Below are 20484 nucleotides of genomic sequence, written 5' to 3'. Positions count from 1 at the left end.
ACGCAGCCAAAGGAATTTTTCGTAGCCCCGGACGCCATCGGGGCGTAACGGCACCACCACACAGATAGAGAAAGAGAGCCACGCAACGCTGTTTGCCGGCTGCATGAGGGAAAAGATGAAAGTTTATTACGACGCTGATTGCGACCTGAACCTGATCACTGACAAGAACATCGCCGTGCTCGGCTATGGTTCGCAGGGCCATGCCCATGCGCAGAACCTGCGCGACAGCGGCGTGAAGAATGTCGCCATCGCCCTGCGCCCCGGTTCGGGCAGCGCGAAGAAGGCCGAAGGCGCAGGCTTCAAGGTCCTGTCCAACAAGGATGCCGCCGCATGGGCCGATATCCTGATGATCCTCGCTCCTGACGAGCATCAGGCCGCGATCTGGGCCGACGATATCAAGGGCAACATGAAGCCGGGTGCCGCGCTCGCCTTCGCCCACGGCCTGAACATTCACTTCGGCCTGATCGAAGTGCCCGGCGATATTGACGTGATCATGATCGCCCCCAAGGGCCCCGGCCACACGGTGCGCGGCGAATATCAGAAGGGCGGCGGCGTGCCCTGCCTGATCGCGGTCCACCAGGATGCCAGCGGCAATGCGCACGACATCTCGCTGGCCTATGCCAGCGGCGTTGGCGGTGGCCGTTCGGGCATTATCGAGACCAATTTCAAGGAAGAATGCGAAACCGATCTGTTCGGTGAGCAGGCCGTGCTGTGCGGTGGCATCACCCATCTGATCCAGGCCGGTTTCGAAACGCTGGTAGAAGCCGGTTACGCCCCGGAAATGGCTTATTTCGAGTGCCTGCATGAAACCAAGCTGATCGTCGATCTGCTGTATGAAGGCGGCATCGCCAACATGCGTTATTCGATCTCCAACACCGCCGAATATGGTGACATCACCACCGGCCCGCGCATCATCACCGCCGACACCAAGGCCGAGATGAAGCGCGTCCTGGCAGACATCACCAGCGGTCGTTTCGTGAAGAACTTCGTGCTCGACAACCGCGCCGGCCAGCCTGAGCTGAAGGCCGCCCGCAAGGCTGCCGAAGCGCATCCGATCGAAAAGACCGGTGCCCAGCTGCGCGCAATGATGCCGTGGATCGGCGCCAACAAGCTGGTGGATCAGGAAAAGAACTAATAGGGCCGGTACAAGCTAATCCCAGTGGACTTTGTCAAATAGGCGCGCCACATTGCGCACCTGACAATTCCACTGGGAGACCTTTACCATGCGTAAGACAGTTCTTGCCCTCGCCTGCACCGCAGGCATTGCAGCCGTATCCTTCGGTGCCCTGCATGCCCAGGGCGGCCCGCCCCAGCTTCCCGGCGCAATGGACGCAAGCCGCGTCGAAGCCGGCAGCTACAAGACCGATCCCGGCCACTCGCTGGTCGGCTGGCGCGTCAACCACTTCGGTTTCACCGATTATTTCGGCATTTTCGGCAATGTAGCCGGCACGCTGGAACTGGACCCGGCCAATATTGGCGCGTCCAAGGTTGATGTGACCATTCCGATCGCTTCTGTCACCACCGCCAGCGCCGGGCTGACCGATCACCTGCTGCGCGCTGCCGGTGAAGGCGCGGCTGCTCCCGATTTCTTCGGCCCGGCCCCGGCTCCCGCACATTTCGTATCGACGATGGTTCACTCCACCGGTGACCACACTGCGCACATCACTGGCGATCTGACCATGAACGGCGTCACCAAGCCGGTGACGGTTCAGGCGCAGTTCGTGGGCGCAGGTGCCAATCCCTTCAGCCAGGCAAAGACCATCGGCTTTGAAGGCACCACCACCATCAAGCGTTCGGACTGGGGCCTTGCCGGCTTCATCCCGCTGGTGGGTGACGAGGTTGAGCTCGACATCACGATTGCTTTCGAAAAGCAGTAATCACAAACCATCTCAGGCGAATTTTCGCCACACAGGAGCGTGCGATCCCACCGGGTCGCGCGCTCCTTTTGTTTGCGGCACTAGACATTTGGTAACCACGACCGCATATGATGAGGCATGACCTGTCGTGGGCTCCTATCGCTGCTTCGACTTACACGCCCTTAGGCGTGCCCCCGCCCCTGCGCGCAATGCAGGTGCACACCGCCTAAGGGCTTTTCAAATCCACAGTTGAAAAAATACGCCGCCCCTTGCCGCGCGGCGCATAAGCGATAAGGCCTTTTTCCATGCCCATGCTCAAAGATCCGAGCCGAAAATATTCGCCATTCCCGCAGGTCAATCTGCCTGACCGGCAATGGCCCTCGCGCACAATAACCGCGCCGCCGCGCTGGCTTTCCACCGATCTGCGCGATGGCAACCAGTCGATCATCGATCCGATGGATGCGGTGAAGAAGAACCGTTTCTTCGACCTGCTGCTGGAAGTGGGCGTGAAGGAGATTGAGGTCGGCTTCCCCGCTGCGGGCGCGACCGAGTTCGATTTCATTTCCGGCCTCGTCAAATCCGGCCGCATCCCGGACGATGTCACCGTTCAGGTGCTGACGCAGGCCCGCGCGGACCTGATCGCGCGCAGCTTTGAAAGCCTGGAGGGCGCAAAGCAGGCCATCGTCCACCTGTATAATGCGGTCAGCCCGGCATGGCGCGAAATCGTCTTCAAGATGAGCCAGGATGAAGTGCGCGAAATCGCCATCACCGGCGCCAAGCTGCTGCGTGACGAGGCCGCCAAGCGCCCCGATACCGACTGGCAGTTTGAATATTCGCCCGAGACATTCTCGACTGCGGAGCTGGATTTCAGCATCTCTGTCTGCGAAGCGGTGATGGACGTGCTGCGGCCCACGCCGGAGCGTCCGCTGATCCTCAACCTGCCCGCCACGGTGGAGGCAGCGACGCCCAACATCTACGCCGACCAGATCGAGTATTTCTGCCGCAATTTGCCGAACCGCGAAGCCGCGATCATCAGCCTGCACACGCATAATGATCGCGGAACAGGCGTGGCCGCGGCGGAGTTGGGCCTGATGGCAGGCGCGGACCGGGTTGAAGGCTGCCTGTTCGGCAATGGCGAGCGGACGGGCAATTGCTGCCTGGTGACCATCGCCATGAACATGTACACGCAGGGCATTAATCCGGGGCTGGATTTCAGCGATATCGACAAGGTCATCGAGACGGTCGAATATTGCAACCAGCTGCCGGTCCATCCGCGCCATCCCTATGGCGGCGAGCTGGTCTTCACCGCCTTTTCCGGCAGCCACCAGGATGCCATCAAGAAAGGCTTCGAAGCGCAGGCCATGCGCAATGACGAGCATTGGCGCGTGCCTTACCTGCCGATCGATCCGGCCGATCTGGGGCGCAATTACGAAGCCGTCATCCGGGTCAATTCGCAGAGCGGAAAGGGCGGCTTCGCCTGGGTTCTGGAACAGGACCAGGGCCTGAAACTGCCCAAGAAGCTGCAGGCGGACTTCTCCAGGCATGTGCAGAAGATGGCCGATGAACTGGGCCGGGAGCTGAACGCCGCCGATATCTGGCAGTGTTTCCGCGAAGCCTATTTCGTCAAGGTGGAAAAGCGCCGCTTCCGCCTGATCGACTATGAAGAATCCAAGGCTGGCGACGGTGCGCGCATCTTCACCGGTACGATCGAGGTCGATGGCGTGAAACAGCGTGTTTCAGGGCGCGGCAAAGGCCTGCTCTCCACCGTTCTGACCACCATGAAGGACAGCTTCGATCTCGACTTCGAAGTGCTCGACTATGTCGAACATGCACTGGGATCGGGCGTTGATGCCAAGGCCGCAGCCTATATCGAATGCGCCCTGCCCGATGGCCGTTCCGGCTGGGGCGTGGGCATAGACGATGACGTGGCAACCGCCAGCGTACGCGCAATCCTGAGTGCCGCAAACGGGGCCTACGCCAGCTCCAGATAAGGCCTTTTTGCCAGGCCCACAGTCAAGCCTGTGTTTCGCGGCGTGTGGCACCAGCCGCGCCGCGAAACACAGACTGGCAGGTGGTGGGCCTAGGCCGGAGCGGAGGGGACTTCGGTCTCCTCCCACAAGGCCTCGGCCATTGCGTCCAGCGCGCTGAAGTCGATGCCCTGGCCCACCGGGTCTTTGCTGTTCAGCGTCAACCTGTGACGCCGCGGGGCGAGCAGGCGCCGGCGCAATGCACTCTGCAACAGGCCGAGCCTCATGATGGCCTGACCGGCCGCCAGATCTGACGAAAAGGCGCGCGCCTTTGCCCAGCCCGCCTCGATCTGGTGGATGCGTTCCGCCACCACTTCATTGTAGGCCCGGTGCGGTCCCCGGTGCAGGGGCATGCCCAACCGTAAAGATGTCAGTTCGATAGCTGGCAGCAGCAATCCGTTGCGGCGAAAATCATCAAAACCTATGCGGTCCTGGCCCAGAACACCGAACAATTTCTTGAATTTGCCTTGCGACAGCAACTGTTTGGGCAGCAGGTGATGGCGCTGCATTCCGGGCTGATAGCCAGCTTGCCCCGGTCGGTTAACCGACCGGAACGGCATTTTCAGGCGAATACCTGCCCTCTTGCCCGTGACCTTTTGGTCTGCGCGCAAGGATTCTATCGCGAACCTCTCCACACGTTCACAATGCCTTGTTCGTGAACAGGCTCAAGCACTAATGTTTCACCGCTTGGTCCGGTTAGTGACATGGTTTGTTCAATGCGGCCGTTCTCCACCAGCCAGTGTATTAACCGCAATGCCACTTTTGCGCCTTGCGGCTTGTCGCTTGCCAGTTCGCGATCAAGGCGCAGTTCCTGACCGGTAAATAATGTCAGCCCCTCACTGATCATGGCCCCATCGGGTTGCGGAACCAGTGCTGTCAGGCCGAAACCGGGAAAGGGGCCGCCACTGATCCAGCGCATGACCGATTCGTGGAAATAGGCAGGTTCACAGGTCGTCCGCGCGGCATTCCAGACAATCGCCTTGAGACCCGGCAGGCCTGACATCTGGGCGGCCAGCCACGCCAGACACCGTATGACAGGGATCATCACACCGCCGCTGGTCAGATGCGGCCCCGGCCTGATCGACAGGGCTTCCAGGTCGCTGTTGTCAAAATCGCTCTCAAAGCCGAATTTGTGGCCCTGACGGTTGAAATCATGCGGTGTGCCAGGTGCAAGGCCCGAAAGATCGAATGTCAGACCATTGGCCAGAAGCTCGATCCACTTGAAATCGCCCTTGCCCATCTCCTCGTCTATGCTGACGGTGAACTTCTCCTCGCGCCTCGAGAGCAACGATACAGCACGCGCATCCGGACGTGCTCCCGCTTCAAATAACAGGGAGACCGCATAATCAAGACGATGATCATCCAGGCGTTGCGCGAAGGTTATAGTGCCTAATCCCTTTGCCGCAGTCTAACAGTGTCACCGAGGAACAGTGACCTCATTGAGCCTTAAGGTCGAGTCCTACAAGAAGCGACGGGTTCAAAATGAACGCTTCAGTTCGGCACGTTTCAAAATGCCACGATTAACCGCCTGTCGAAAGGAGGTGATGCCTGCTTCCCCCCCATCGCGCGATTGGCTAATCAATTCCCATGCAAAAAACCGCAGCCGTTTTAGGTATCGAACGTTCGATCTCGGGCAAGTCCTGGCATTGGCTTGGTGGAAATATGGAGCTGACGATAGACCATATCGGGCTTGATCACGATATAATCAGTCAATTGCTGATGGCACGCGGCGTTGCGCGTGATGATCTGGACCGGCACCGCGATCCCAATCTGCGCGGATTCCTGCCTGATCCATCCGAATTTCGGGACATGGACCGCGCGGCCCAGAGGATTGCCGAGGCGATCATCGCCCGTGAATCAACCACGATTTACGGCGATTATGACGTTGATGGCGCGACCAGTTCCGCCCTGTTGATCCGTTTGATGCGCATGCTTGGCCATGATGCGGATCACTATATCCCGGACAGGTTGCTTGAAGGTTACGGCCCATCGGGAGAGGCGCTGGTCAAGATCGGGCGCGCAGGGTCCAGCCTGATCGTCACCGTCGATTGCGGGGCCATGGCGCATGAAGCGCTGGCCAGCGCCCACGATGCCGGGATCGATGTGATCGTGGTGGATCACCACAAATGCTCTCCAGAGCTTCCGCGCACATACGCGCTGGTCAATCCCAACCGGCTTGATGAAAACGACCTTGCCGCATCGCATGGCCATTTGGCCGCCGTCGGCGTTGCCTTCCTGCTGGCGGTGGCAATCGTGAGAACATTGCGAGAGCGCGGCTTCTTTGCGGACCGGGCCGAGCCGGACCTGTTCTCGCTGCTCGATCTGGTGGCGCTGGGCACGGTTGCCGATGTCGCGGCCATTCGCGGGCTCAACCGGGCATTTGTGGCGCAAGGCCTCAAGGTCATGGCTCACCGCCGCAATATCGGCATGGCAGCGCTGATCGACGCATCGCGCCTGACCCGATCCCCCAGTTGCAGCGATTGCGGCTTTGCCCTTGGCCCGCGCATCAACGCCGGTGGCCGGGTGGGTGAGGCGACGCTGGGCGTGCGGCTGCTGACCACCAATGATCCGGAGGAAGCACGCGTCATTGCCGAGCAATTGTCTGTCCTGAACGAGGAACGCCGCGGGATCGAAGCCGCCGTGCAGGAGGCGGCGGAGGAACAGCTGGCATCGCAGCACAACCGCGCCGTGCACCTGATTGCCGGCAAAGGCTGGCACCCGGGCGTGATTGGCATCGTTGCCGGGCGGATCAAGGAAAAGACCGGCAAGCCCTCCATCGTCATCGCGCTGGATGAGGAGAATGGTCAGGGCAAGGGATCGGGCCGCTCGATCAGCGGCGTGGATCTGGGCGCGGCGATCATTGGCGCGCGCGAATCGGGCCTGCTGGTGGCGGGCGGCGGACATGCGATGGCCGCTGGACTGACCATCGAGGCCGACCAGCTGGACGCTTTTGGCGACTGGCTGGATGAACGGCTGGCCGGTGCGGTGGCCAAGGCGACGGCATCGCGGTCATTGCTGCTCGACCTGTCGATCGCGCCGCGCGGGCTGACACCCGATCTTGTCGAAACGCTCGATATGGCCGGGCCGTTCGGCGTTGGCTGGCCCGGACCGCGCGTGGCGGTTGGCCCGGTGCGGCTGGTCAAGGCCGATATCGTGGGCACCGATCATGTCCGGCTGATCGCTTCGGGCGATGATGGCGGCTCTTTCAAGGCGATCGCTTTCCGCGCGGCAGAGAGCGAGCTGGGCCAGTCCCTGCTGCACGGTGCAAGGGGGCGCAAGCTGTGGCTGGCCGGCCGCGCGAAGATTGACGATTGGGGCGCGCGGCCCGCTGCAGAGCTGCATCTGGAAGACGCCGCATGGGCTGATTGAAGCGTTTGACCGCATTCCGGCTCAAGCAGGGCTTGACCATGTCGCGTCACCCCCCTAAGTGCGCCGCTCGCACCGCTCACGGCCCCTTCGTCTAGCGGTTAGGACGCGGCCCTTTCACGGCTGAAACACGGGTTCGATTCCCGTAGGGGTCACCAGCGGTGCGGATTTTCGCAAATGATCCGGAAAGACATTTGCCCGGCCCTTACCGGCCCCTTCGTCTAGCGGTTAGGACGCGGCCCTCTCACGGCTGAAACACGAGTTCGATTCTCGTAGGGGTCACCAGGTTGTCCAATCATCACAAGTTGCTCCTTTCGCGCTAGCCCCGTGCCCTGCGAGCGGTTAAGGCACTGCTCGTCATGGAGGGGCGCTCAATACCAACAGCCGGACTGGCCATTGCCCTGATTACAGGCGTCGTCCTGCTGTTTGCGCAGATTGACCTGATGATCGTGATCGCCATCGTGCTGGTCTGGTGCGCATCCTTCTGGCTGGCCACGCCGCCACCCAGCGATGCCCCCGCCGCCCCAACCGAAGGCGTGCAGCTGACCCGTTCGGGCATGCGCGACCTGATCGAACATTCCGGCCTCCCCGTATTGATGCTGGACAGCAACCGCATCATCGAAGCCAATGCCGCTGCCAGGGAAGCCATTGGCGCGCATATCGTGGGCCAGGACGCGCGCGTGGCCTTTCGCCATCCGGTGGCGGTGGACCTGCTTGGCAGGCCCGGCGGGGGCAGCGTGAATGTGCAGGGATTGACCGGCCCGCGCAGCAATTGGCAGATGACGCGCCAGCCGATCGACGGGCGTTATTGCCTGATAGAACTGATCAACCGCACCTCCGAAGCCGATGTCAGCCGCGCGCATACCGATTTCGTGGCCAATGCCAGCCATGAACTGCGCACGCCGCTGGCCTCCATCATCGGCTATATGGAAACGCTCGCCGATGAAGGTGAGGCCATGCCGCCCAAGCAGGTGGCAAAGTTCTACGCCACCGTGCTGCGCGAGGCGCGCCGGTTGCAGACGCTGGTGGACGATCTGATGTCGCTTTCGCGGGTGGAAGCGGAAAAGCACGACCAGCCGCGTGAACGAATCGATTTTGGCAGTATCATCCGGCTGGCGGCGGGCGATGGCGCCGGGCCGGACCGGCAGGACCGGCTCGAACTGGTCATGCCCGATGACCCCATGATGATCCGCGGAGACCAGAAGCAGCTTGAACAGCTGGTGCGCAATCTGGTCGACAATGCGCTGAAATACGGCAGTCCGCAGGAAAATGTGACCGTCACCCTCTCTCAGGGAGAGCGGGCCATGGCGGTGCTGACCGTGCAGGATCGCGGCGAAGGGATTGCACCCGAACATCTGCCGCATCTGACCAGGCGATTCTATCGCACCGATCCCAGTCGCAGCAGGGCGGCAGGCGGAACGGGCCTGGGCCTGGCCATCGTCAAACATATTGTCGAACGCCATCGCGGAAGACTCGATATCAGCAGCAGGCAGGGACAGGGCACGGTCGTCACTGTGCGTATTCCACTGCTCGAAGACTGATATTTCCCCTGCGAATTCAACAAACGTGGCAGTTTGATGAACTGTTCTGTGGATAGTGTCACAAAACTGTAAACACATGGTCATACCGGGGCCACGCACATGTCACATATTGGACTGAAATGGAGTCCCGGCCTTGATTAAGAAATACGCCCTCCCCCTGCTCGCCAGCACTTTCCTCATCGCGCCTGCCGCTCACGCACAGGATAGCGAGATTGAAAGCCTGCGCGCCCAGGTTTCCGCCATGCAGGCGCAGATTCAGGAACTGTCACAGCGACTGGACCAGTATCAGCATGCCGCCCCCACTGCGCCGCAAGCGCCAGCCGTTGCCGCCACGCCCGCAAGCGCGCCGGTTGCAGCACCTGCGCCTGCCGCGAATGACGGCATCGAAATCAGCTTTGCCGGCGCCCCTGAAATCGAAGGCGCAGGAGGCTGGAGCTTCAAGCCGTTTGGCCGGATCATGGTGGATACCGGTTTCACCAGCCTGCCCGCCGGACTGGCCGCCAGCGACGGCTTTGGCAGCGAAATTCGCCGTGCACGCCTTGGCATGTCGGGCGATATCCCCGGCGGCTTTGGCTATAAGTTCGAAGTGGATTTCGCCGGCAATTCCGCCGAGCTGACCGATGCCATCATTACCTATGAGGATGGCGGGCTGGAACTGACCGCCGGCCAGCACAACAACTTCCAGGGTCTGGAAGAACTGACCAGCAGCCGCTTCTCCTCCTTCATTGAGCGGGCCGCCTTTACCGATGCCTTCGGTTTCGAGCGCCGCCTTGGCCTTTCCGCCCAATACAAGACCGGCGACCTGCTGCTGCAGGGCGGTGTGTTCTCGGACAATATTGACGATCTGCCGGGCAAGAACTGGAGCCTGGATGGCCGTGCGGTCTATTCTCCCAAGCTGGGCGATACCCAGCTGCATCTGGGCGGATCGCTGCATCTGGCACAGCTCGAATCGGGCAATACCGTGCGCTATCGCCAGCGCCCGCTTGTGCATTTCACCTCCGAAAGGCTGATCAATACCGGCAATCTGGCCGCTGACAGCGAATTTGGTGCCGGGCTTGAAGCGGCGGTAATCGCAGGGCCTTTCCATGCCGCAGGCGAGGCCTACTGGCAGAATGTCGACAGGCCGGCCGGCATGACCGATCCGACTTTCTTCGGCGGCTATGCCGAGGTCGGATACTACCTCACCGGCGGTGACAGCCGCGGTTACAAGGGCAGCAAGTTCGACCGCACCCGCCCGAATTCACCGATTGATGAAGGCGGCATCGGCGCGATCGAGGTGAACCTGCGCTACGATTATCTCGACCTTGCCGACGGGACGATCATCGGCGGGCAGCAGAACGGCTATCTCGCATCGCTGATCTGGGTGCCCACCGATTACACCAGGCTTTCGTTCAACTACGGCCACCTTGAGTATGATGACGCGGTCATCGCCCTGCCGTCCGGCAGCCGATCGTACAGCGCAGATGTTGCCGGTGTGCGGGCCCAGGTCGATTTCTGATCCTGAAATCTGATCCTGAAATTTGACCCCCAAATTTGACCCCGGGATTTCGACCTGACAGAGCAAATGACGTATGTGACAACCACATGTCAAAAATCTGTCGTCGTTCCGTAATACAGCACATCTAACGCCACTTTGAATGTGAAATGGAACCCATGATGAAAATGAAATTGCATATCGCCGCCCTCACCCTTAGCGCACTGGCCCTGGCCGCCTGTGGCAGCCAGTCCGGCTCCACCAGCACGCGTGACAGCCTGCGCATTGTCGGCTCGTCCACCGTCTATCCCTTTGCCAAGGTGGTGTCGGAAACCTTCTCGCGCTCTTTCCCGGAATATGGTTCGCCAGTGCTCGAATCGACCGGAACGGGTGGCGGCATGAACCTGTTCTGCCAGGGCGTCGGCCCCGATTCGCCCGACATGGTCAATGCATCGCGCCGCATGAAGGCCAGCGAATTTGCCGAATGTCAGGCCAATGGCGTTGAGAACATCACCGAGCTTCAGGTCGGCCTGGACGGGATCGCCTTTGCTTCGGCACAGGGCGGCATCGACATGAACCTGACCCCGGAAATCGTCTACCGCGCGCTGGCTGCCAACCCTTATGGTGAAGCGCAGACGGCCGTGAACTGGAACGATGTCGATCCCTCGCTCCCCGATCTTCCGATCCTGGTCTATGGTCCTCCGTCAACCTCCGGCACGCGTGACGCGCTGAAGGAACTGATCCTCGAAGCGGGCTGCAAGGCCGACCCGGCGATGGAAGCCATCAAGGACGAGGACAAGGACCGCTATGACCAGATCTGCACCGAAGTGCGTTCTGACGGCGCCTATGTCGATCAGGGTGAGCAGGACAATCTGATCGTCCAGAAGATCGGCGGCAACCCCAACTCGATCGGCGTGTTCGGTTATTCCTATCTGGAAGAAAATGCCGACCGCGTTCACGGTCTGCGGATGAACGGTGTCGAACCGACATATGCCAATATCTCGACCTTCGTGTATCCCGGCGCCCGTCCGCTGTTCGTCTATGTGAAGAATGATCACATCGGCGCCATTCCCGGAATCGAGGAATTTCTTGGCGTATGGGCGGAAAGTTGGGGAGTGGGCGGTCCGCTCGCCTCTGTCGGACTTGTCGCAAATCCTGATGACGTTATGGCGCGCATGAACGCAGCAATCACCGAACTTCCCGTGCTAACCGCCGCGGACTTCGAATAAGGTCAGAATGACTCGATAATGTCACCAGCTATTCCGCTTCTCCTGGCCATCGGGCTTGGGCTTGCCGGATGGCTGGTGGCCCGTTCGCGTGCATGGGCTTTCAGGCGGGCTGCTCCCAAGGGGCGGCTCGCTTCCCTGCCCAACTACCACGGCTGGTATGCGGCGCTGTGGATCTCCGTGCCGATGCTGATCTTCCTGGCGGTGTGGGATTCGATCTCCGCCAATCTGGTGATCCAGCATGTGATGGCCAGTCCGGCTGCGGATCAGCTGCCCGCCTTCGGTATGCAGCGTGACACCATACTTGGTGAAGCGCACGCCTTCGCCACCGGTCAGACAGACCGTGTGTTCACCGACGAGGCGCGTGCGCTGGTGGAACCCTTCAAGGAAGGGATTGCCCGTTACAACCTGATCGGCCTGCTGGTTTCGCTGCTGCTGGCCTTTGCCGGCGCGGCCTGGGCATTCCTGCGCCTGAAGCCCGATTTTGCCGCCCGCACCCGCGTTGAACGCGCGGTCCTGCTGGTGCTGCTGCTGGCATCGCTGGTCGCCATTCTCACCACGCTGGGTATTTTCATAACGCTGGTGTTCGAGACGTTCCGCTTTTTCGGCATGGTCTCTCCGGTGGATTTCCTGTTCGGCACCCATTGGGGCCCGGACCCGATGAGCTCCGCCGACAGTCCCGACGGCAGCCGCTATGGCGCGATCCCGCTGTTCTGGGGCACGATCTTCATCGGCGCGATCATTGCCATGATCGTGGCCATCCCGCTGGGATTGATGAGCGCCATCTACCTCACCCAATATGCCGATCCCCGCGTGCGCAGCTGGCTCAAGCCCGCGCTGGAGATTCTCGCCGGTGTTCCCACCGTGGTCTATGGCTATTTCGCCGCGCTGACGGTGGCCCCGGCCATTCGCGATGTGGCCATGTCTGTCGGCATCACCAATGCATCCAGCGAAAGTGCGCTGGCCGCCGGCCTGGTGATGGGAGTGATGATCATTCCCTTCGTCTCCTCAATGGCCGACGATTCGATCGCCGCCGTGCCGCAGGCCATGCGCGATGGTTCGCTGGCGATGGGCGCGACCACCAATGAAACGATCCGCCGCGTGCTGGTGCCCGCCGCCCTGCCCGGCATCGTGGCCGGCATCATGCTCGCCGTCAGCCGCGCCATTGGTGAAACCATGATCGTGGTGATGGCAGCAGGCGCTGCGGCCAATCTCACCGCCAATCCGCTGGAGGCGATGACCACGGTCACTTTCCAGATCGTGGCCATGCTGACGGGTGAAGGCAGTTTCGACCATCCCGCGACGCTCAGCGCATTTGCGCTCGGCTTCGTGCTGTTCATGGTCACCTTGCTGCTCAATTTCATCGCCCTGCGCGTGGTGAAGAGGTTCCGCGAAGCCTATGAGTGATGTTGCCCCCACCAGGACCCCGGCTTTCGAGGTGCGGATGAAACAGCGCTACGCGGCGGAGAAGCGTTTCAAGCTGGCTGGCCTTTCCGCGGTGCTGTTCTCCGTGGCGGTGCTGTTCTTCCTGCTGGTCACCATGCTGATGAACGGCATAGGCGGTTTCCAGCGCACCGTGATGGACGTGCAGGTGGATTTTGCGCAGTCCGCGCTCAGCATCTCACCCGGCCTGGCTGAAGCCGATGCCTTGCGCTCGCTCCAGACGCAGGGCCTGCCCGAAGTCGTCCAGTATGCCGCCGAGCAATCGCTGGGCGCGCAGGGGGCAGCGCATGTAAACAGCGAAGCCTGGCGCGATGTGGCGAGCGCATTGCTCGCCGACCCGTCATTGCTGACAACGCAGGTGGAATTTGCCCTGCCCACCAGTGAGGACATGGCGTCTGCCTATGCCGGTGACGGACAGGCGGATCTTCAGCCTCTGGCCCGCGAGCTGGCCGATCGCGGCGTGCTGCACGATTCGTTCGATACCGGCTTCCTGGCCCGGTCCGATGCCACCGATCCGCAACTTGCGGGTGTTTGGGGGGCGCTGAAGGGTTCGATCCTGACCATGATCGTCACCTTGCTGCTGGCATTCCCGGTGGGCGTGATGGCAGCGCTTTATCTTGAGGAATATGCCCCGCGCAATCGCTGGACGGACCTGATCGAGGTCTCGATCAACAATCTGGCAGCGGTCCCATCGATCATCTTTGGCCTGCTGGGTCTGGCGGTGTTCCTGTGGCTGTTCCCCAGCTACCGCTCTGCGCCGCTGATCGGCGGGATGACGCTGGCACTGATGACCATGCCGGTAATCGTGATTTCGGGCCGCAATGCGATCAAGGCGGTTCCGCCTTCGATCCGTGACGGCGCGCTGGCCATCGGTGCCTCCCCGGTGCAGGTGGTGTTCCACCACGTGCTGCCGCTGGCGCTGCCCGGTATCCTGACAGGCACCATCATCGGCATGGCGCGCGCGCTGGGTGAAACCGCGCCGCTGCTGCTGATCGGGATGCGCGCCTTCGTGGCCACGCCGCCATCGGGTTTTACCGACAACGCCACTGTCCTGCCGATGCAGATATTCCTGTGGTCTGATGAAATTGATCGCGGTTTCGTTGAACGCACCAGCGCGGCGATTATCGTGCTATTGATCTTCCTCCTGCTGATGAATGGCCTGGCCATCTATCTGCGCAACCGTTTCGAGAAAAAATGGTGACCAATAAAAGCGACCCCGCCAGCCTCCAGTCCACCGACAATCCGGCGGATGCGAAGATCCGTGCGCGCAACGTATCGGTCTTCTACGGAGACAAGATGGCGATCGACGACGTCTCCATCGACATCCATACCGAACATGTGACTGCCTTCATCGGCCCGTCGGGTTGCGGCAAGTCCACCTTCCTGCGCTCGCTCAATCGCATGAATGACACGATCCCTTCGGCCCGCGTCGAAGGTGTGATCGAACTGGATGGAGAGGATATCTACCATTCAGGCATGGACGTGGTGCAGCTGCGCGCGCGCGTGGGCATGGTGTTCCAGAAGCCCAATCCGTTCCCCAAGTCGATCTTCGAGAACATCGCCTATGGGCCCCGGATCCACGGCCTGGCCCAGTCCAAGGCGGACCTTGAGGCGATTGTGGAAAAGAGCCTGCGCCGCGCCGGCCTGTGGGAAGAGGCGAAGGACCGGCTGGAGGATTCAGGAACGGCCCTGTCCGGCGGTCAGCAGCAGCGCCTTTGTATCGCCCGCGCCATTGCCGTGGACCCCGAAGTCATCCTGATGGATGAGCCGTGCAGCGCACTCGATCCGATCGCCACGGCCAAGATCGAGGAACTGATTGACGAATTGCGGGGCCGCTATGCCATCGTGATCGTTACCCATTCGATGCAGCAGGCCGCGCGTGTGTCCCAGAGGACGGCCTTTTTCCACCTTGGTGATCTGGTCGAGTATGGACACACATCGGACATTTTCACTAATCCGCGGGAGCGACGCACCCAGGATTATATCACAGGTCGGTACGGGTAATGGCAGAACATACAGTCAAGGCATTCGATGAAGACATCACCCGCCTGCGCGGCCTGATTGCCGAAATGGGCGGCCTGGCCGAACTGGCCATCCATGAGGCGCTGGAAGCCATCGTCACCGGCGATGAGGAACTGGCGCTCAAGGTGGTGGAGCGTGACGTCAAGCTCGATGCGCTGGAATATGAAGTGGATGCCATGGCCGTGCGCATGCTGGCCCTGCGCGCACCGATGGCTGACGATCTGCGAGAGATCATCGCCGCGCTGAAGATCGCCGGCGTGATTGAACGGATCGGCGATTATTCCAAGAACATCGCCAAGCGCACCGGCCGCATCGAAGGACGCGCCCGGTTCGAACCGCTAACCCTGCTGCCCGCCATGGGCGAAGTGGCGGCGGAAATGGTGCATGACGTGCTGACCGCCTATGCCGCGCGCGATCCCATCGTGGCGCGCGAGGTGATCGCCCGCGATGAGAAGGTCGATGCCTTCTATGACAGTATTTTCCGCAATCTTGTCAGCTACATGGTTGAAAATCCGGCCACCATCAGCAGCGCCGCGCAATTGCTGTTCGTGGCGCGGAATATTGAACGGATTGGCGACCACGCCACCAATGTGGCCGAGATGGTACATTTTGCAGCAGTCGGATCTTATCCCAGCGATATTGACCGCTGAAACATAACTGTCACTTGTCTGACATATTGGGGTCACCAGCCCCCAGGCCGATTCGTTGCGCCCCAGGGGGCTGATAAACGGAGGTCAGGAATATGTCCGCGCCCAAGCTGCTGCTCGTCGAAGACGATCTCGCCCTTGCGGAATTGCTCGAATACCGCTTTGAAAGCGAGGGCTATGACGTGCGCGTCACCGCCGATGGTGAGGAAGCCATGGTGCTCGCCCTGGAAGAGGCGCCCGATCTGGTTATCCTCGACTGGATGGTGGAGGGCATCAGCGGCATCGAAGTGTGCCGCCGCCTGCGCCGCGAAAAGACCACTGCGCATGTCCCGATCATCATGCTGACCGCGCGTGAGGGAGAAGATGACCGGGTGCGCGGCCTGGAAACGGGCGCCGATGACTATGTCACCAAACCGTTCAGCCCGCGCGAACTGCTCGCCCGCGTGGCCGCCGTCCTGCGCCGCGTGCGCCCGGCACTGGCCGGAGAGACGATCGAGGCGGGAGACATCAAGCTCGATCCGGTGGCGCACCGGGTGGAGCGGCGTGGCCGGCAGTTGCAGATCGGCCCGACCGAATACCGGCTGATCAAGTTCTTCATGGAGCATCCGCGACGGGTGTTTTCGCGCAGCCAGCTGCTTGATGCAGTGTGGGGTACGGGAAGCGAAATTGAAGAACGCACGGTTGATGTGCATATTCGCCGCCTGCGCAAGGCCATAGCGGTGGAAAATGTCCGCGACCCCATTCGCACGGTGCGTTCCGCCGGTTATGCGCTGGAACCGGTGTGATTTTGCCAATCGGCGAGATTTTCCACCATATTCATGGTGTTGGTTTTTTGCCGCAGTGCCCGAAGATAGTGAACGACAAGGCAGATTATGCATTTTTGGGGACGGTTGGAACTTGACGTGCCTTTGTGCATTGCACTAGACGCAAGACAACGAAATTCTTTATTAGAGTGAGTGAGGTAGGATGTTGAAGAAAATTATCGCATGCAGTGTCGCCGGTGGCCTAGCTTTTTCTTCGGTTGTTGCATCTGCTGCTCCGATCGCGTTTGCAGGACCTAACCGTACTGCTTCATCGGTTTCGACCGCTGAAGAAACGGGTGGCGGTTCAGACATGCTTGTTGCGCTGATCGCGTTGCTCGCAGGTATCGGCATCATCGTCGTGATCGAAAGCGGCGAAGGTGGCAGCGTTCCGGATCTTCCTGCCAGCCCGTAACAGGCAGTTGCCTACAGAATTTTAAAAACCCTCGCTTCGGCGGGGGTTTTTTATTGCCTGCGGTGCCTCACCCGTCCGGGGCGCTTTCCCCATTGATGCCGTCAGATGCCGTCAGTGGAAGTCACGCGATTTGGGAATGATCCGCACATTGCGCGGATGACCATGCGTATTGGGCGCCAGCTCATCAATCAGGTCTCGCGGGCGAATCGCCTGCTGCTGCTCCGGTACAGTTTCGTGCCCGGATTTCCGGCCAACCTCACGCAGACCGTTCTTCCCCGCCACCGGATTGTTGCAGATATCGGCGCGCGCGATCGGAGGTTGCAGCAAGTCATCCGACAGGCGGTGCAGATCCTGCGTGGCATCATGCAGGTGATGGGCGATGACGTGGATGACCTCGTCATCATATTCCACCCGCCCGCGCACCTCCATCAGCCGCGATCCCATCACCACCTTGCGCTGCTTCTCCATCAGGTCCGGCCAGATGACGAGGTTGATGACGCCGGTCTCATCCTCCAGCGTGATGAAGCACACACCCTTGGCGCTGCCGGGCCGCTGGCGAATCAGCACCACGCCGGCCACCTGCACCATGCTGCGCAGCTTGCGCTCCCGCAGATCACAGGCGCGCACAAAGCCGCGTTCCCCCAGCGATGCCCGCAGGAAGGCCATCGGGTGCGCCTTCAGGCTCAGCCGGGTGGTCTGGTAATCGGCCACCACCTCTTCCGACAAAGGCATGTGCGGCAGCACCGCCCTGCCCTTTTCCGCCCCCTCGCCGCGCGTCTGCGCATGGCGGAACAGCGGCAGGTCCGGCCCGCCCACCAGGCTGCGCGCATCCCACAAGGCCTCGCGCCGGGTGAGGCTGATCGAGCCGAAGCAATCGGCGCTGGCAAGCCGCTCTATATGCGCCGGAGAAAGCCGCGCCCGGTCACGCAGATCGCCGACATCGCGAAAAGCCCCGCCCGCCTGCCGCGCGGCCACCAATTGCGCGGCGACATGTTCATGCAGCCCATCCACCTGCCGCAGGCCAAGCCGCAGGGCGATGTGGCGGTCCTGCCGTCCTGTGTCAGCCGCACACCCGGCACCGGCACCTTCCAGAGTGCAATCCCACTCGCTGTGGTTCACATCTGCCGCCAGCACCTCCACCCCGTGCTCGCGCGCATCGCGCACGATCTGTGCGGGGGCATAAAACCCCATCGGCTGAGAGTTGAGCAACGCGCAGGCAAAGGCGCCGGGGAAGTGGCATTTCAGCCAGCTGGAGACATAGACCAGATGGGCAAAGCTGGCGGCGTGGCTTTCGGGGAAGCCATATTCGCCAAAGCCGCGGATCTGGTTGAAGCAGCGCTGGGCGAAATCGCGGTCGTAACCGCGCGTCACCATGCGCTCGACCATCATGTCCTGCAATTCATCCACCCGACCGCGGCTGCGGAAGGTGGCCATGGCCTTGCGCAGGCGGTTCGCCTCCGCACCGGAGAATTTGGCGGCATCGAGCGCGATCTTCATCGCCTGCTCCTGAAAGATCGGTACGCCCAGTGTCCGCGCCAGAATCGATGAAAGCTCATCGGGCGGGCCGTGCCCGGGGCCTGGAGCGGGAATCTGCACCTTCTCCTCTCCCCGGCGGCGCTTGAGATAGGGATGCACCATGTCGCCCTGAATCGGGCCGGGCCGGACAATCGCCACCTGGATCACCAGATCATAGAATTCACGCGGGCGCAGGCGCGGCAGCATGTTCATCTGCGCGCGGCTTTCCACTTGGAACACGCCCAGCGAATCGCCCTTGCGCAACATGGCATAGGTCTCCGGATCCTCCCGCGGCACGCTGGCCAGCGTCAGCCGGCGATCATGGTGATCCTCCAGCAAGTCGAGGCACTTGCGGATGCAGGTGAGCATGCCCAGCGCCAGCACATCCACTTTCAGAATGCCCAGCGCCTCAATATCGTCCTTGTCCCATTCGATGAAGCTCCTGTCCGGCATAGCGCCATTGCCGATCGGCACCGTTTGCGTCAGGGCGCTCTGGGTGAGGATGAAACCACCGACATGCTGGGACAAATGCCGTGGCATACCAATCATTTGTTCGGTCAGTTTCAGAACGCGGCGCAAATGCGGATCGGACAGGTCCATGCCGCTTTCGGTCACGTGTTTCTCGCCAATCTCCTTGCCCCAACCGCCCCACACGGTGCGCGACAGGGCGGCGGTGACATCGGCGGAAAGTCCCATCGCCTTGCCCACATCGCGGATTGCCATGCGCGGGCGATAATGGATGACGGTGGCGCACAGGCCGGCGCGATGGCGGCCATATTTGCTGTAGATATGCTGGATCACCTCCTCGCGCCGCTCATGCTCGAAATCGACATCGATATCGGGCGGTTCCTTGCGATCTTCAGAGATAAAGCGGTCGAACAGCAGCGCATGCCGGGCCGGATCGACGCTGGTGATCTCCAGACAATAGCACACCGCAGAATTGGCCGCGCTGCCGCGCCCCTGGCACAGGATCGGCGGCTGCTGCGCGCGCGCGAAATCGACAATATCCTTGATGGTGAGGAAATAGCGGGCCAGGTCCAGCTTGCCGATCAACGCCAGTTCTCGTTCAAGTGTTTCCTTCACAGATTCCGGTAAACCATTGGTATAGCGTGCTTTTGCTCCCTCCCACGTCTGCTGCATCAGATATTGCTGCGGACTCATGTCATCCGGATAAATCTCCTCGGGATATTCATAGCGCAGCTCATCCAGGCTGAACTGGCAGGCATCGGCCACCGTCCGTGCGGCGGTGATCGCATGCGGCCAGCGGGCAAACAGCTTCAGCATCTCCTCAGGGCTTTTCAGGTGACGTTCTGCATTGGCGTGGAGCAGGTGTCCCGCCGCCGCCACCGTGGTCTTGTGGCGGATCGCCGTCATCACGTCCTGCAGGGGCCGCCGTTCGGGCGCGTGGTAATGCACATCATTGGTGGCCAGGATTGACAGGCCATTGGCCCGCGCCAGCGCATCGAGCCGCTCAATCCGGGCGATATCGTCCCCGCGATAGAGGTATGATGCCGCCATATGGCGCATGGTGGGAAGCTTGCGGGCCAGATGCGGCAATATCCCGGTCAGACTGGCGGTCATCTCCCGCTCTGGCGCACAGTCATCCGTATCGGCCGTATCGCCCGCAGGAAAGCGGATGACGTTGTCCTCCACCGCAATGGTGAAGCGCTGCTCCAGATCATCGGGCGGGATCAGCACGAGCTGCACATCTGCGGCATGATCGGCCAGCATCGCCAGGCTGATGTCGCAGGCGCCCTTGTCCTGCCATTCGCCGTCCAGCTTGCGCATCTGCCCGGCCGAAAGCAGGCTGCACAAGCGGCCATAGCTCGCCCGGTCACGCGGATAGGCGAGGAAGGACAGACCTTCCACCATTTCTATCCTGCATCCGATAAGTGGCTTTATCTTAAGAGTATTTGCCTCCACATGCACCCGCACCACGCCGGCCATGCTGTTGGCATCGGCAATGCCCAGCGCATCATAGCCCAGCGACCTTGCGCGCATCACCAGATCCACCGCATCGGACGATCCGCGCAGGAAGGTGAAACAGCTCGCCACCCCCAGCTCCACAAAGGGCGCACGCGGCGGCGGCGCGATCTGCGCAGGGTCGATCTCGATATGGCGCTTGTCAGGCGTAAGCGGAGCGTCGGGCATA

The 20484-nt window shown here is 61.3% G+C and carries 16 protein-coding genes and 2 tRNA genes; 15 read left to right on the top strand and 3 right to left on the bottom strand.

The window, feature by feature from the left end; genetic code table 11:
• Nucleotides 1-115: 115 nt before the first annotated feature.
• From ilvC to leuA, 3 genes are all read left to right on the top strand, one after another.
• Nucleotides 116-1135: a ketol-acid reductoisomerase gene (ilvC, locus tag ABDZ98_RS09570; RefSeq protein ID WP_343806920.1), complete on the top strand. Its 1020-nt coding sequence runs from the start codon at nucleotides 116-118 to the stop codon at nucleotides 1133-1135.
• Nucleotides 1136-1223: 88 nt separating this feature from the next.
• Nucleotides 1224-1877 carry a YceI family protein gene (locus tag ABDZ98_RS09565; RefSeq protein WP_343806917.1) on the top strand — a complete coding sequence of 218 codons (654 nt, stop codon included), beginning with the start codon at nucleotides 1224-1226 and terminating at the stop codon, nucleotides 1875-1877.
• 284 nt (nucleotides 1878-2161) lie between these two features.
• Entirely contained in the window at nucleotides 2162-3847 is a 1686-nt protein-coding gene (gene leuA / locus ABDZ98_RS09560) for a 2-isopropylmalate synthase (protein ID WP_343806914.1), read from the top strand.
• 89 nt (nucleotides 3848-3936) lie between these two features.
• On the opposite strand, the gene ABDZ98_RS09555 is transcribed toward leuA, so the two are convergent.
• Together ABDZ98_RS09555 and ABDZ98_RS09550 are read right to left on the bottom strand one after the other, a co-directional pair.
• Nucleotides 3937-4443, bottom strand: a complete 507-nt coding sequence (locus ABDZ98_RS09555; protein ID WP_343808921.1) for an AHH domain-containing protein — start codon at nucleotides 4441-4443, stop codon at nucleotides 3937-3939.
• Nucleotides 4444-4499: 56 nt separating this feature from the next.
• On the bottom strand, nucleotides 4500-5171 hold the full coding sequence (locus tag ABDZ98_RS09550; RefSeq protein ID WP_343806911.1) for a hypothetical protein: 672 nt from the start codon (nucleotides 5169-5171) through the stop codon (nucleotides 4500-4502).
• Between the two features lie 299 nt (nucleotides 5172-5470).
• Here ABDZ98_RS09550 and recJ point away from each other — a divergent pair, with 299 nt between their 5' ends.
• The 12 genes from recJ to ABDZ98_RS09490 all read left to right on the top strand — a co-directional run bounded on the left by recJ (nucleotide 5471) and on the right by ABDZ98_RS09490 (nucleotide 16817).
• On the top strand, nucleotides 5471-7252 hold the full coding sequence (recJ, locus tag ABDZ98_RS09545; RefSeq protein WP_343806908.1) for a single-stranded-DNA-specific exonuclease RecJ: 1782 nt from the start codon (nucleotides 5471-5473) through the stop codon (nucleotides 7250-7252).
• Between the two features lie 80 nt (nucleotides 7253-7332).
• Nucleotides 7333-7407: transfer RNA gene (locus ABDZ98_RS09540), tRNA-Glu, on the top strand.
• Nucleotides 7408-7459: 52 nt separating this feature from the next.
• Nucleotides 7460-7534 (top strand) — tRNA-Glu (locus ABDZ98_RS09535).
• A gap of 74 nt (nucleotides 7535-7608) precedes the next feature.
• On the top strand, nucleotides 7609-8790 hold the full coding sequence (locus ABDZ98_RS09530; RefSeq protein ID WP_343806905.1) for a sensor histidine kinase: 1182 nt from the start codon (nucleotides 7609-7611) through the stop codon (nucleotides 8788-8790).
• 133 nt (nucleotides 8791-8923) lie between these two features.
• Nucleotides 8924-10288 (top strand): porin, encoded by a 1365-nt coding sequence (locus ABDZ98_RS09525; protein ID WP_343806902.1) that lies wholly within the window; start codon nucleotides 8924-8926, stop codon nucleotides 10286-10288.
• Between the two features lie 158 nt (nucleotides 10289-10446).
• Nucleotides 10447-11493, top strand: a complete 1047-nt coding sequence (locus tag ABDZ98_RS09520) for a substrate-binding domain-containing protein (RefSeq protein ID WP_343806899.1) — start codon at nucleotides 10447-10449, stop codon at nucleotides 11491-11493.
• 18 nt (nucleotides 11494-11511) lie between these two features.
• Complete coding sequence (gene pstC, locus ABDZ98_RS09515; RefSeq protein WP_343806896.1) at nucleotides 11512-12897, top strand: phosphate ABC transporter permease subunit PstC; 1386 nt, start codon at nucleotides 11512-11514, stop codon at nucleotides 12895-12897.
• The gene (gene pstA / locus ABDZ98_RS09510) at nucleotides 12890-14134 is read left to right on the top strand and encodes a phosphate ABC transporter permease PstA (protein WP_343806892.1); all 1245 of its coding nucleotides are present in this window, start codon (nucleotides 12890-12892) and stop codon (nucleotides 14132-14134) included. Before pstC ends, pstA begins: the two co-directional genes overlap by 8 nt.
• Nucleotides 14131-14937: a phosphate ABC transporter ATP-binding protein PstB gene (gene pstB, locus ABDZ98_RS09505; protein WP_425543034.1), complete on the top strand. Its 807-nt coding sequence runs from the start codon at nucleotides 14131-14133 to the stop codon at nucleotides 14935-14937. The genes pstA and pstB overlap by 4 nt, the downstream gene beginning before the upstream one ends.
• Nucleotides 14937-15605: a phosphate signaling complex protein PhoU gene (gene phoU, locus ABDZ98_RS09500; protein ID WP_343806889.1), complete on the top strand. Its 669-nt coding sequence runs from the start codon at nucleotides 14937-14939 to the stop codon at nucleotides 15603-15605. Before pstB ends, phoU begins: the two co-directional genes overlap by 1 nt.
• A gap of 92 nt (nucleotides 15606-15697) precedes the next feature.
• Complete coding sequence (gene phoB, locus ABDZ98_RS09495; RefSeq protein WP_343806886.1) at nucleotides 15698-16387, top strand: phosphate regulon transcriptional regulator PhoB; 690 nt, start codon at nucleotides 15698-15700, stop codon at nucleotides 16385-16387.
• 181 nt (nucleotides 16388-16568) lie between these two features.
• Entirely contained in the window at nucleotides 16569-16817 is a 249-nt protein-coding gene (locus tag ABDZ98_RS09490) for a hypothetical protein (RefSeq protein ID WP_343806883.1), read from the top strand.
• A gap of 111 nt (nucleotides 16818-16928) precedes the next feature.
• Here the strand turns inward: ABDZ98_RS09490 and ABDZ98_RS09485 are convergent, their stop codons facing one another.
• Nucleotides 16929-20483 carry an error-prone DNA polymerase gene (locus ABDZ98_RS09485; protein ID WP_343806880.1) on the bottom strand — a complete coding sequence of 1185 codons (3555 nt, stop codon included), beginning with the start codon at nucleotides 20481-20483 and terminating at the stop codon, nucleotides 16929-16931.
• Between the last annotated feature and the right edge of the window lies 1 nt (nucleotide 20484).

The sequence above is a fragment of the Alteraurantiacibacter aestuarii genome, from assembly GCF_039523595.1.
GTDB classification, from domain to species: domain Bacteria; phylum Pseudomonadota; class Alphaproteobacteria; order Sphingomonadales; family Sphingomonadaceae; genus Alteraurantiacibacter; species Alteraurantiacibacter aestuarii.
The sequence above is the reverse complement of the archived record's forward strand: the minus strand, read 5'-3'. Positions and strand labels throughout refer to the sequence as shown.